Here is a 14,312-nt window from a genome sequence, read left to right as displayed (position 1 = left end):
GAGGTATCTCCTAACAAGTCGCACTTTCTATTTGATGGAATAGCTTTTCTTTTCTTACGGGCTTCGCTACGTATCCATCCATTCCGGAATCAAAGCACTTTTGAATATCATCATCGATAACACTAGCGGTTAACGCGATAATAGGAGTTTTGCTTAAGCCTTGGTTTTTCTCGTGTTCTCGAATCTCCTTAGTTGCCGTGAAACCGTCCATAACAGGCATCATGCAATCCATCAAAATAATGTCGAAGCTACTGTCGTTCTGGTACATATCAACGGCAATTTGTCCGTTGTCTGCAATTTCAAAGGCATATCCGGCCTTCTTCAGCATGATAGAAGCTACTTTTTGATTGACGCGGTTGTCTTCGACTAGCAAGATTCTCTCTGATTTGCTCGGAATTGCGTTTTGTTCCGCTTCTTCAGGCAAAGTACGTTTGGTCGCAGCCCCGTTGATAATTGGAGTGACAGTTGCAGGTTGTTTCTTAGGTTGAGCTTTATAGGAAGCTGGTAGTGGCATAGCTTCTACCGCGGTGAGTACTTTCTCTTTAAGCATTTCGAACTTGAATGGTTTTGGTACATAGTCATCCATACCAACGTCGAAACACCTCTGAATATCGTCATCGATGACACTGGCGGTCAATGCAATGATAGGGATGCGTCGCGTCGCTTCTGTTTCTTTTTCAATTCTTCGGATGTTGCTTGTTGCATCAAAGCCATCCATAACCGGCATCATGCAGTCCATGAGTATCACCGCGTAATGAGGATTAGCGGTGAACATGTCCACAGCTTCTTGACCATTATTAGCGAACTCGAATTCAAAACCACTTTTACCGACATGAAGACCAGCAATTTTTTGGTTGATCTTGTTGTCTTCAACGATGAGGATTTTGTGTTGGATCTCGACTGATGTCTGGCTTGCTTCTGATAGTTCCGCCAAACCTCGTGTATCACAAAGCTCAATAGCTTTAATTAAACGCAAGCCGAGTAGGGGCTGTGCGACTTGTGCAGTAACGCTGTCACCAAGATCCGCTGGCTCACTTAAGAAGGAACGTATCAAACAGATAGTGATGCCGTTTTGGTGCAGCTTTTCTAAGTTATCTGCGTGGGTATTAGCTAGGAATGCGTCATCTTCGGCGAAAACAACAGTAATAGGTTTAGTGTGTTTTTGAGTGGAGAGCTGCTCTGTAATTGCCGTTATATCATTCGTTTTATCGGTAACCTTCAAACCATAAAGGTTAAGGTCGGACTCTATTCGCTCGGAGAGCATGTTTTCGTTACCCAGCACATAAATATCAGCCGTTGCTGTACTTGGTTTTGGCAGTATCAAGTCAACAGGCAATACCAAGTCGAAGTAGAAACAGCTTCCTTCACCTTTGACGGAGTCGAGTTGAATTTGACCACCCATCAGCTCTACCAACTGTGTACTGATGGCTAGGCCAAGACCGGTACCACCGAATTGTCTGGTTGTTGAATCATCCTCTTGAGCGAAGGGTTCAAATATTTGTTTTTGTTGCTTTGAATCGATACCAATACCTGTGTCGCGAACGGCAAATCGAATGGTGACATTATCGTCAGATTGTTCGAGCGTTTGGATTGATAATGTGACGCCACCTTCTGCCGTAAACTTCACTGCATTCGACATAAAGTTCATTAGGATTTGTCTTAAGCGGTGATCGTCGATCATCACGCGAGCTGGTGTGTCTGGGCTGATATCAACGTTAACCGATATTTTTTGTTCTTTCGCTTTTGGTGCCACAATAGAGGCGATGTCGTATATCGATTCTCTAATCGATGCAGAATGCGGGCTGATTAATAGCATGCCAGACTCAATTTTAGAGAAGTCTAAGATATCGTTGATTAAGCTAAGGAGCAGTTGGGATGAAGTTTCAATCGTATCCACATAATCACGCTGTGTGGGTGTGAGCGGCGTATCTGCGAGGATTTCCGAAATACCAATAACACCATTGAGCGGGGTGCGAATTTCATGAGACATGTTGGCCAAGAAGCTACTTTTTGCTTTGCTGGCTTGTATTGCGTTGTCTTTCGCGTGTTCGGCATCCTCTTTGGCTCTCTCTGCGTCTTCTTTTGCTACCGTCAATCTCTCTTTCGCGAGCTCTCGTTCGATGGTCAATCGTTCAACTTGCTGAGCAAACAGACTGAGTTCATCTTTACCTTGGATTAATTTATCTAAAGAAGGGCGCGTGTCATCATTTTCGCTTTTTAAGAAAGCTAACACCAAATTAAGGTTGTTAGTGACTTGTCTCGCCAAGCTAAGAGTTAAACCCATAACAATCGCTGCCAGCAAAGCGACGATTGAAATAAACAGGGTTCGTTGTATTTGCGCGTCATAGATGGCTTGCTCAACTTCTTGTTGAAACTCTTGCTTGATTACGCCGCCAAGGCTTTGTAATAAGTTGAGCCGTGCGCTCATCGCTTCTAAGCCGACAGACACTTCTTGTGGCGTCAGTTGGCTGATTGTATTTAGGTCGAGTAGCGCGCTTCTTATCTCTTGGCTTTGAGCGAACACATCATTTCGAAACACTTCAACCATCAAAGAAACTTGATGTTCGTTGGCGTTCAATGAAACAAAGCGCTCTAAGAACAATTGCTGTCTTTCACTCAAGGTTTTGATCTGTTCGGCGAGTTCTGGGTCGTACTCTTGGCTGATTTGGAAGATCTCAATCAGTGAACTACCAAGCTTGAACTCTTCGTTCGACCAAAACATCAACCACTCAAGTTGTTGAAGGGCAGTGAGGTGCTGTTGAATTTCACGTTTAGTGTTTTCAAAAGGGACTTTCTCTACTTCAAGTAACAGTTGCTTGTATAAATCGCTCTGCCATTCGAGGGCATCCAATTTATCGTAAGTGTCAGTCACTTGCATCGTCGATAAGGTCGCTTCGCTGAAATCGGCAACAAGTTGATTCATTTCACCAGATGCGTCTAAAAAAATGATGGGAGACAGGTTTTTAAGTTCTGCCTTTACTTGGTTGCTTTGAGTAGCAAACTCTTCAGGGCTAGAGGCTAAGGTACTTCTATACAAAATAGAAATATCTTGAAGATAGACAGATAACTGATTGGTTCGTTCAAAATCGGTTAACTGAGTCGTTAATATATAAGCCTGTCTACCTGCTAGGAAGAGTAATAATGAAATGGGAAGTAGAACTAAGCCAAAGAGTTTATGTTTGACTGAAAGGTTATTCCAAACCGTAATCGCCATATAAGGATCCATCCAACTGTCGTTATATAAAAACAGTAGAATAAAAATGCCGATATGGAAACTTTGAAACGGTAAATTTTACGTAAGTGTGGGAGAGGTATAAGTTCTTGTGATTCCAGAGCTTATTTTGAAATGCGTTCTTTTATTAGTAATTTATAGCGTTTGGCAGTTTGTTTAATTTTATGCTTATTGATGAATCACTTAAAAAGCTTACTAATGAGGACGATTGTTATCGAGGCTTAATTCGAAAAGAAGTTGCTCTAATACGGTTTTTGCAGAGGGTTCTAATGTCCAAATACCGAGCATTCTGTTAAGTGCGGCGCGATACACTCTGTTTTTTAGTAGGAAGGCGAGTGTGCTCGTATCATTGCTGAATACGTGCATTTGTACGATGGTGAGCTCTGCTTTGTTCTCAATGTCTATTTTCTGAAGATTGAAAGCGGGTAGGAAGGCAGACTCATACCAAACCTCAACGATCTCTCGAAGCTCCATCTCTTCTTCAGGTACATCGCACTCCTGAAGTTGGTGGTTTTCAGGAATTGCGGATAAGTAAGCTACATCAAGCTTGTCTGCAACGAATGTGTACATATTCTTCCTTGTTACCTGTGGTATTGGGGCGAATCATCCCTCTCGCTTATGAATTTGTCAATTATATCCATTTCCCTAAATAGCGAATTGTGATTAAGCGTTGAGGTTTTAGCTTAAGCTGTTTAAGTATTTGTCTGTTAAGCCAAAATATTTCAAATTTCCATCCGGCTCTAACACTAAACTCATGTTTGATGTTGCGATCAAACCAGGGTCGTTAGTCGAAAAAATCACGGTCTTATTCAACAATTTATCGGAGAACAGGCGATTAAAGTATTGAGCGTTTTCTTGCTCTGCACCGTTGAACGGTTCATCAATAATAATCAGAGATTGCTCACAGTTACCTAGGCCAAGTACCAGACGCAGTTTTTGTTGAATTCCATTCGGAAGACTTTTGCATTTATCCACGCTTAACTGAGTAGCCAAGCCTTCCGGAAGCCATTCATCTAATTCGAAGAAGCTGATCATCTCTTGCATCTTGTCTGTTGGAATCAGTCCGTTGTGTAAAATGAAGTTGGTCTCAAGTGAGCCTTCAAAAATATGCAAATTGAAAGGGATGTAGTTAATCGACGTGCGATAACGGTAGCTATTGAACTGTTTAATGTTGTAACCATCGACAGATACAGCGCCTTGATAGCGGTCTTCTAACCCAGCAATGATTGAAATTAAGGTGGTTTTACCGCAGCCCGTAGGGCCACAAATGACCACTTTGGCACTGGGTGGGATTTTGAACCCCAAGTTAGTTAAACCCGTTGCGGCTCCTGCATATCGGTGACTGACTCCGCTGCCCACAATGCTTCCTTGGAACAGGCGAATAGGTGGGCTTTTTTCTAAGGTCAATTTGTCGTCATTCATCGACATCAGGTTGTTTATCTGTGCTGATGAAGCCTTGATCGATTGGAACTTGGAAATTGAGTTATAGATACCCATGATTGGGCCTAACGCTTTCCAAACCAAAATAACGGTTGCGAGCATGGCACCCGCATCAGAAGTACCTTCCATCACGCCGATTACCGCGGTCACGATACTTGCTGTACCAATCACTTGAATCAAACTGCCACCAGCGGCCTGAATCTTACTGTTAGTCACGGCAACGTTCTCTGCATCGCTGGTGCTTTGCATATGCGATGCGCTGAATCGAGATTGAACGACACGAAGTAAAGGCAGGCCTTGGATAGTCTTGATACCACGAAGAATTTCATTCCATTGATACGAAACCATCGCATTGGCACGCGAACTTTTGGATGTGGCTTGCGAGTAGATATAGCGCGAGTAAATACAGAACACTAACATCAGTATTAAGCCGCCCATCACCACCAATGCCGCTGTACCAGACATCAGAGCAATGGCGATGATAAATACAATCACAAACGGCATATCAAAATAGCTAAGCGTTGATTCTGCGGTCACCAAGCGTCGGAAGGTATCGATATCTTTCAAACGCGCTAACTGAGAAGAGACCCCAGCTGTAGATGTCATCGCATAAGGTAGCCAAAGCAATTTAGATATAACGGCTTGCGAGATGTGCACGGCGAGGTCTTTACCGGAGGTCGCAATAATGTTGACCCGCATTTTCTTAAAAAAGTATTCAGAGAAGCCGACAATAATGGCGAATAAGGTTAGCCAATAGAGTGTGGCTTCGGAGCTCGAAGTCAGTGCGAAGTTATATACACTCATAATAAAGAATGGCTGCAATGCACCGAGAATACTGATGACGAAGCTGAGAATGATCAGGCTTTTAAGTTCATTGTTATAACGATAGAAAGCGTATTTAATCCAATTACTTCTGTCTTGCGATTCCGGAGGTGGTTCGCGGAACAGACGAGAATATTCGCTAATCGCAATCAGCAAGCAGGGCTTTTTACACATTGGGTATTCAATGGTGTTGTTGTTCGTGTAATCAAACAGCAGCAACTTTCCATCTTTGGTGCCTAAGAAAATCGCACTTAGATTCTCTATTTCAATAAAGCATGGGTGTGGGTGCTTATCGATATTCTCGAGTGTCTTTAGTTTAGTAACATCACAGCGATATCCAAGGCGCTCTATGGTTGCTGTAAAGCTGTCGCCATCTTTGGGTTTTGGAATAAAAGCATCGCTGAGTATTGCGGGTGTGCCTTCCCATTCGAGTGCTATCAGGGTGTAGGCCAAACCACGAATAAGTGGCGATTGACTGTAACGTTCGTCGTATCCACTAGATTCAAAATCCAAGACACGTTGCGGCACATTATTGAAGTCAACTAGGATACTCATTGGTCACCTCCGGTAAGTTTTACGCGTTTGAGGCGGTGATTAAGTTTGTCCATTTTATTGCTGGCGATGATCAATATTTTGTCATTGGCGCGATAAGCCGTACTGGTGAGAACGACTCTCGCAAATTCCTCATCAAACACACAGTCGATGTCATCGAATATCAATACACGCTTACTGGCGAGCAGGGCACGAACTAATAATAAGGCGTAGCCAACTTGGCGAGAGAATGGGTTACGCATATGGCCTTTGAGTTCTGTATAAAACCCGGCAGGAAGCCCATCAATTTGCGCTTTGATGTTCATGGTTTCACACAGTGCAAACGCCGTGTTATTCAAGCTTGGTCGGAAACAGGTCAGGTTATCGATAATCGTCCCTTCTACGAACGAACTGGTCTTATCAACCATCAGAACACTGTTACGCCAAACGTTGTAATTGACGTCATCCAAAGGCGTGTCGTTAATCATGATATCGAGTTTGCTATCACTGTTCTGACGCGTAATACAGTTAGCGAGGTGGGTCTTACCTGAACCACTTTTCCCTGTCAGCAAATAGGCTTGTCCGAGTTCGAACTCGATACGCTGCTTTTCAGAATACTTAACCGAAATACGTTCAACTTCTGTTGTTTCATGTTGGTGTTCAACAGAGGCGGCCAATTCAAGGAGGTCAGCGATACGTTGGATATGGAGTTTGTTTAACTCCCAGCGGCTCGCGGTTCTCATTACCTGTTGATATGGCGCAAAGTAACGGTTGGTTAGCATGATGATCGCGGCCATGATGCCTTGACTCGATTCCATATTGATTACGGCAGTCGCCAAGACCACAACAACGCAAGCAATGGATAGCTGTTGGATGAGCGCCAAAATCAAGCCAAAGTTCGACTCGATTTGCTCATATTTGATGTTCTCCACTTCACGCTCTTCGACCATTTGTGTCATCAGGCTTTCAACGCGGTATTCCATATTTCGAGCTTTGATATCAAGCGGGCTAGAGATGATCTCAATGATTTTGGAGGTAGTTAACCCTTCGATGTCTGACTTATTCTGCAAACTACCAATCTTTTGTTTGGAAAGGCTCCACGCAAAAATAGCCAAGATGACAGAGGCAATCAGAAGGGTAATGCCAGCCCATATGTTGATGAGTCCTATGATGAGGATAGTGATCACGCTGACGGCAAGGTTGATAAGCGCTCGAACCGATTCGCCACCAAAGAAGGTTTTCAATTCAGGAATGGTTGAGATTCGTTCTAGGTATTCGCCTGGCTCCAAACGTCGGAACTTAGAGATTTCCGCCAAACAGATGGATTGAAATACCTTATTGGTTAAGTTGGTCTCAAACTGCCTCATGATGACAGAGGAAATCTTCTCTTCCTGATTTTTTAAGTGATAGTCGAGGAAGATAGAAATCAAGATAATCGCGAACAATAAGAACAGAGTATCTTGTGCTTGGTTGGGTAACACTCGGTCAAAAATGATCAGAATGGAGAAGGGCAGTACCAAACCAAACAGGGTCGATATTATCGTTGAGAAAGTCAGATAACACTTATCTGCCATGTTGATCTTTTGCGAAAACTGCTCAGTTTGCATTGCGACCTCCTTTCCTCAACGACTCCGTTGAGAGAAGATGTTTAGGCACCAAATCTTGATTGTCTCGTCCCTCAATATCGCTCATTAATTGCATCACGCTTTCGATAGATTGAATTGAGAGTATTCCCTTAATTTGCTCAAGCTTGATGGTCTCGATGATGTAGTCGTATCGTGCGCTTTCGTAGTCTCTTAAGGCGCTGAATAGTTTACTTTCCGCCGCCAGCAAGTCGGTGATAGTACGCGTGCCCAATTGGTAGGCTCTTTGGATCCCTTTATAAGACGCGTAGTTGGCGCGAATGATGTTTTCGTAACTGCTTATAGACTGCGAGAAATCGTTAATGTTGAGCACGGAGGTATTCACACTGTTACGTGTGGTGTAAAGCGAATCTTGGTAAAGCAGCTCAGTACGTTCAATCGCCGTCGATGATTTTTGATAGCCGTAGTAATCAGAGCCACCTGACAAGATAGGCACGGCGAGGTTTAAGCCAACACTGGTTGAGTTACTTTCGCCAGTTTGGGTTGGATCACTCGCCGTGCTGTAGTTATTGGTGTCATCATGTCGATAGCTGGCAGAAAGCGACACGGTCGGTAAGAAGTTCGAACCGCTCTCTTTTAAGCTTCTGCGGCTTCTCTCTACGTTTTTCTTTGCCACCAACAAGTCGTTATTCAGCTTTAACGCCTGATCCATGATCTTCCGTTGCTCGGTTTCGTTTATCTCTTTTAGCGGTACGCTTTCGTATATGTCTTGCGACGGAGTGATAGGGTATTGAACTTGAATAGAGAGCCCGTTGAGAATGACACGTCGATCTTTTTGCAAGGTTCTTAATCGGTTCGACACACCTTCTTTCTGAGCAATTACTTCGTACAGCTCACTGGCTGCGGTGTTACCTAGCTCTACATTACGTCGCATTTGATGTTCACGCGTTTCAGACGATTTGAGCTCTACCTTGGTCGCTTTAATTTGTGCGTTGTTTTTCAAATACTCAAAGTATTGAGAGCCGATTTCTGAAATAGTGCTTTGGATTTTGTTCTCGTGTTTAATCTCTTCGATATTGAAGTCGAGCTTTGCTGTCCCATATTTGAAAATGTCACCAAGGTTGAATATGGATTGCGATAACGAAAGGCTGTAGCTGTTTGAGTTATAGCTAGAGGTTTCATCGGGTACGCTCGATAGCAAGGTTTCATTCTCGTTCCATGTGGTATCGGCAGCACCATTGAGTGAAGGCAGAAACTTAGAGCGACTGATACCAATGTTGTACTCGTTTTCTTCCACGCCCTTATCACTAGCGCGAAGAGACAGGCTGTTTTGCAGGCCGAGCTCTACCGCTTCAAGCAGGGTAGTCGCCGATGCTGAAGGTGTCGTGCTTAATACAAGCGCAGCCATGATGCTGCTAGTTAAGTTTTTGTACCGCCACATACTTGTTGATCACCTTGATGATTTGGTCGCTTTTATAAGGTTTGCTGATCACGTAATCCATTCCGGCCTCAATACAAGCCTGGTGTTCGTTACTGCTGGTCAATGCGGTTGCACCTATGATGGTACAAGGGTTTTTCTCGTTTTGTTGTTCGAATTGGCGAATACGTTTTGTTGCTTCGATGCCGCCCATCCCCGGCATGATGCAATCCATGAAGATGATGTCAGAGCGCTTATTCATGAAGTGCTTCACAGCATCGGCGCCATCGCCAACCATGTCGGGTTCGTATTCTTGCTTGGTCAAGATTCGTTTCAGTAAAATCTGCTGAACTCGGTCATCCTCTACGATCAGGAATGAGCTGTTCTCCATCTGTTCTTCCGATGCTTCCGCTTCCATAATGGTGAGTAGGTTTGGAATGAACTCATAAGGGATAGCAGGGGCGTTGATGATTTTGTCGACGAAGCTATGACACTCTTGTGCTTGCTGAGTGTTGGTCACTGACAACAGTAACTTGGTATTTGGGTGGTTCTTAAGCTGAGATTTCACAGTCTTACTTAGTGAGGGCAGTTTGTTGGGTTCAAAGGTATCGGTGAGCATAATCGCATCGTAATCACCGAACGTTTTCGCCGCTGAGAAAAGCTCATTTGCAGTGCGAATCTCGGTGATATCAAGCCCCAAGTTACTGAGCATTTTCTTCATCACATCGATGCGAACTTGAGTATTAGCACACAAGAGTAAACGCTTGCCATCAAAGCGAGTTTTCTCTGTGTGGAAGTTCTTAGCCTTAAGATCAAGCTCGATCTGAAAACGTTCCTGAGCCCCTGACTGGAACCAGTGGCTCTCGTAATATCCGTAATCCTTCAGAACGCTTTTCGCTAAGTCATCTGTGCTGGCTGTATGGTCTTTGTGTGCGCTCCAATGGAGTTTGTTGAGCTTGGCAACAGAAACATCCAGTGTTGATAAGAAGTTGAGGTTGATGGTGACACGGGTATTTTCCATGTCTGAAGCCGCACCCGATTCAATCGTTACAAACAGTTTCTTATTTGATTTGAGTTGAATAGCGTTAGAAAGTTGAAGGAACAGTATCCAGAATAAGCTGGTGGATTGGCCTGCAACACGATTCGGTAAGTTGTCAGAGATAAAACAGTCAAGTTGGCTTTCATTACGTTGTACTTTGGCACTGATATGAATCATTAATTCAGATAACACGCTCAGTAAAGAGAACTCTTTCGACTTGCTTTCCGTACCCTGTGATATCAAGCGATTATAGTTTTCTGCTAACTCAGATAGTGTGCTACACGCAGAGGTAATATCGTTCGCCATCAACACGCCGTTTTCATCGGTTTCTTGAACCAGATATTGGACACCACCGTTGATGGTGTTTGTAATTCCGCGAATCTCATAACCGATCAGCGCATACAACTGTTTGTAGAGATCGTTATTGCGCTTTTGGTCTTCTAATTTACTGAAAATAAGTTTGAGATGAGAGTAAATCTGACGCTGCTTGGGGTTGATGCTAACTTCATTAAGAAGCTCTTCAAGACGTTGTAAATCTAGCTGCTTCAGCTCTTGATACAGGGCATCGAATTCATAGTCGATTTCGCGTTCGTTAGAACTGGATTTCTTTAGCTTCAACATAGCAACTGAGTTGGATAGAATCGTAATCACAGCCAATATCACGACCACCATAAACAACCAGATAAAGAACTCGTTTTTTTCTGACATTAAGTCATTTGCATGGTTGTTAAACATGGTGCGATAGTTGTCGTCCATCTGCAGATAGTTATTGGTCAATGAAAGGTACAAGCCTAATACGTCGTTACGTGTTTTTGCGCTATCGGAGAAACGATTAATCGCCAATTCCAGTTGTGTGTATTCAGTTGCCCCAACCAAGCTGAACTCGGTTTTGTTCAACGAGGCTAAAGAGCGAAATTCATCAATTTCAAGCTTCAAGTTAACCAGGTTGAATTCGTTAGTGCCGCAAGTGTTGGTACTTAAACACTGTTGCAGAGTTTGAATATCTTGTTCTATGGTCTGATTAAGCTTCTGGGCTTGTATGAGCAGTGGGGCGCTTTGCACTTGTGCGACTGAATCTATTTTTGACCAAGAAAAGTATAAATAGAAAGCGAGCGCAGCCAATACCACGCTAAATAGTATGCTTAGACGTAGGGCGGGTATGGAAATATTGTACGAAGGTTTACCGCTCATTGATTATCTCTCATCGAAAGCATCCTCGATGGCTGACATCACCGGTTTCGCAGCGTATTCGATCACGCGACGCGAGCCTGTTTTCACATCAGCGGTAAACTCCATGTAAGGTGATAACTTGTATTGAGTGCCTCCTCGTTCAAGAAAGTTTCGGTCAATTTCAATCTCAGCTAAATAGAATTCAGCGTCTTCTTCTTCGTATGATGAACGGCTGATTGAGGCGATGGTTCCCTCAACAAACCCGTATTTTGCAAAGTTATAGGTATCCATTTTTACTTTCACTGCCTGACCAATTTCGACAAATCCCATGTCTTTACGTGGGATCTTCGCTTCACCGTGTAACGAATTATTTATTGGGGCAATATCGGCGATACTTTCTCCTGGCGGAATCACAGCAGAACGGAAATTGAAGTGAAGTTTATCGACCACACCATCGACTGGCGAGTAGACGACTAGGCGATCAACCTTGTCGGAATGCTGCGGTTGTAAGATTCGCTTTAGCTTGAGGTCTTTGTTCGCTTGAATGATTTGTGCTTGGTACTCAGAGTTTCGATTCTCAACCAAGTCACGGTGTTGCTTTTCCAGTTTGTCGAGTTGGAAACGCTCATTCATCACAGATTCGTCAAGGTTCTCAATCTCACGCACCATATTCGACTCTTGTACTTTCATGTTAAGAACGTCGACATAAGACGCCATCTCTTCTTTATAGAGGGTGTTTTTGATGTTGAGCTGCTTACGTATCAGAGAGAGTTGATTCTCTGAACTTTTGCGACGCTTTAACATTGAACTGATCAACGAGTTCTTGTGCTTAATATCGTGTGTAATGAGTTCTTCATTTGAACGGTTTTTAGAGAATTCTTGTCTCCAGGTATTCATGTTGACCTGAACTTGCTCAGGGTATTTCTCAATGAAAGCATCGAAGTTAGGCTCTATCATGTCGCGTAAGCTTTCATAACGAATCTTATCGAGCTCTATCTGAATAATTTCAGTATTGACGGTATCAAGTTGAGTGTTACGGTCAAGTGAGCGTATTCGAGCGATAGGTTGGCCCTCATAAACGACTTCCCCTTTTCTGACTAACAATTCTTCTAATATCCCGCCTTCTAAATGTTGAACTTTCTCAACATCCGATTCCAATAGCAGTTCTCCACGTACAGAAACAACAATGTCAATACGTGCTTGTGACGCCACGGCGATAGCGACCAAAGCGAGCAAGAATATAATGAGCAACGTTTTGTGAACGCTGGTCATGGCACTAGCAAGCACAATAGTGTCATCAGCTGTGACCTTAGAAGCCTCGTTATTGGAAACAAGTGCTTTTCTGAGGTGATGTTCTATTTGGTTATTGCTCATGACTGACCTCGGTTACTTGCCATCTATTACTTCCTTAATATCCAACAAGTGGTTGATTTGTCGATTGACGTTGTGCAATTCAGTTTTTACATCCTCTATTAGATCTTCCGGCGCAGGAAACTCGTGTCTACTCAAGTGTTCCAATTTGGCCATTTTTGGCGGAAGGTCTTGGTCGCAAAGCAACGTTAAGATGGTCTTCAATCGTTTTGAGTAACTATTGAGTTCATCAAAATGATTACCGTTATGAAGCGCTTCTATATTTAGGGCTGCGTCAGAAAAGTCATTGTAAAAGTCGCCTAATAGCAATTGCAGCCCTTTGTGGTTGTTGTCGACCGAGCGCAACAAATTCGTCATGTCTATCATCGCTCCACTGCCTTAATTGCTTTAATCACAATAACTAAGGATCTTTAAAGGCAGTTTTCAAATTTTTTTTGATTCTTTCTCTTTAAAAAGAAATTATGAAAAATGTTGTATAAAAAATTGGTTTTTCAAAATGATGTCCTTTAATGCCTCTATAAATACGATCAGTTAGCTAGTAGCAACGGAGGCTGTAATGGCAGGTGAAAATAACCAAAACAACCAAAATGAAGATCTAAATGACGCGGTAGAACAAACGGACACGAACGACGCGGGTACGCCCTCCCAACAGCAGAATCAACAAAATCAACAAAACACGATTGCGTCGACAATAGCGACGGGTGCTGAAAATGCGGATGCGGCAGACGAAGTTAACCAGGCTTTAGACGAAAATCCGAGTGGTGCAGGTAATGCTGAAGATGCCTCTGCTTCTGGTGCGGCTGTGCAAGAAGAGACGCCAGAAAGTGATGGAGATTCAGACGCTGCACAATCCAATGTAGTTGGTGGAGCCGCTTCTGAAGCTGGCTCGGATAACGCTGCTGGCAGTGGTGGCGGTGCTGGAGCGGGCGCACAAGCTGTAGGTGGTGATATCGCAGAGGCTGCGACAGGTGGTGTAGACGCTGAAGGTAATGAAGAACAAGGCCAAGCTGCGCGTACTTCAGCAGCGCCGAGTGCGACATCTTCAGAGTCGGGTGACCAACAAGTTGGTGATGAGCTAGATTCACAAACAGTAGAAGAGACGTTTGCAGTTGATGTTCAAGCTTCTGACGAAGAGACCATTAGCGAAGTAGAGGATGACTTTGATTCTGAAACGGTAAGCGAAACGTTTAAAATCAAAGTGGAAAGTGAAAATGATGCGCCAGAAGCTGAACAAGATCTGGCTTACATCATGGATGAAGATGGCTCCATAACATTCACTCAAGAACAATTACTCGAATACGCAAGTGATGTAGATGGGGACGAGCTTGTTGCTTCTAACGTTCAAGTTGGTGATGATGCAACAGTTCAAGACAATGGTGATGGTACTTTCACCGTTGTTCCTTCAGCTGATTTTAATGGTGAACTTGACCTTACTTTCGACATCAGTGACGGCCAAGAAACGATTAGCAGCGCAATTGATTTAACGGTACGCCCGATTAATGACGCGCCTGTTCCTGAAGATAAAACGTTTGAAATCGAGGAAGACGGAACTCTTGTATTCACCGACGCTGACCTCCTTTCTGGTGCGACAGACATTGAAGGTGATAACCTAACGGTTGAAGGTGTGACCTACGATGGTGGCGACGGTATCCTTACTGACAATGGCAACGGTACGTACACCTTTGCGCCAAATGAAAACTTCAATGG

Annotated in this window: 9 protein-coding genes; 1 reads left to right on the top strand and 8 read right to left on the bottom strand. The window is 43.6% G+C overall.

Annotated elements, in window-relative coordinates; all coding sequences use genetic code 11:
- Window positions 1-10: 10 nt before the first annotated feature.
- From AB4512_RS17480 to AB4512_RS17445, 8 genes are all read right to left on the bottom strand, one after another.
- Window positions 11-3,214 (bottom strand): response regulator, encoded by a 3,204-nt coding sequence (locus AB4512_RS17480; protein WP_372175257.1) that lies wholly within the window; start codon window positions 3,212-3,214, stop codon window positions 11-13.
- Window positions 3,215-3,427: 213 nt separating this feature from the next.
- Window positions 3,428-3,802, bottom strand: a complete 375-nt coding sequence (locus tag AB4512_RS17475; RefSeq protein ID WP_017060464.1) for a hypothetical protein — start codon at window positions 3,800-3,802, stop codon at window positions 3,428-3,430.
- A gap of 108 nt (window positions 3,803-3,910) precedes the next feature.
- Entirely contained in the window at window positions 3,911-6,049 is a 2,139-nt protein-coding gene (locus AB4512_RS17470) for an ATP-binding cassette domain-containing protein (RefSeq protein ID WP_102393126.1), read from the bottom strand.
- Window positions 6,046-7,632 (bottom strand): ABC transporter transmembrane domain-containing protein, encoded by a 1,587-nt coding sequence (locus AB4512_RS17465; protein ID WP_372154628.1) that lies wholly within the window; start codon window positions 7,630-7,632, stop codon window positions 6,046-6,048. The genes AB4512_RS17470 and AB4512_RS17465 overlap by 4 nt, the downstream gene beginning before the upstream one ends.
- Complete coding sequence (locus AB4512_RS17460; protein WP_372175256.1) at window positions 7,622-9,049, bottom strand: TolC family protein; 1,428 nt, start codon at window positions 9,047-9,049, stop codon at window positions 7,622-7,624. The genes AB4512_RS17465 and AB4512_RS17460 overlap by 11 nt, the downstream gene beginning before the upstream one ends.
- Window positions 9,024-11,255 carry a response regulator gene (locus AB4512_RS17455; RefSeq protein WP_372175255.1) on the bottom strand — a complete coding sequence of 744 codons (2,232 nt, stop codon included), beginning with the start codon at window positions 11,253-11,255 and terminating at the stop codon, window positions 9,024-9,026. The genes AB4512_RS17460 and AB4512_RS17455 overlap by 26 nt, the downstream gene beginning before the upstream one ends.
- Window positions 11,256-11,258: 3 nt before the next feature.
- Entirely contained in the window at window positions 11,259-12,608 is a 1,350-nt protein-coding gene (locus AB4512_RS17450; protein WP_017060459.1) for an HlyD family type I secretion periplasmic adaptor subunit, read from the bottom strand.
- 12 nt (window positions 12,609-12,620) lie between these two features.
- Window positions 12,621-12,971, bottom strand: coding sequence for a hypothetical protein (locus AB4512_RS17445; RefSeq protein ID WP_017060458.1), 351 nt, complete (start codon window positions 12,969-12,971; stop codon window positions 12,621-12,623).
- 190 nt (window positions 12,972-13,161) lie between these two features.
- On the opposite strand from AB4512_RS17445, the gene AB4512_RS17440 reads away from it, so the two are divergent.
- A partial coding sequence (locus AB4512_RS17440) for a cadherin-like domain-containing protein (protein WP_372153484.1) occupies window positions 13,162-14,312 on the top strand: 1,151 nt, incomplete at its 3' end.

Origin of the sequence: Vibrio sp. 10N.222.52.B7, from assembly GCF_041474275.1 — a bacterium.
Lineage (GTDB): Bacteria > Pseudomonadota > Gammaproteobacteria > Enterobacterales > Vibrionaceae > Vibrio > Vibrio crassostreae_C.
This window is presented reverse-complemented; position numbering and strand designations above follow the sequence as displayed.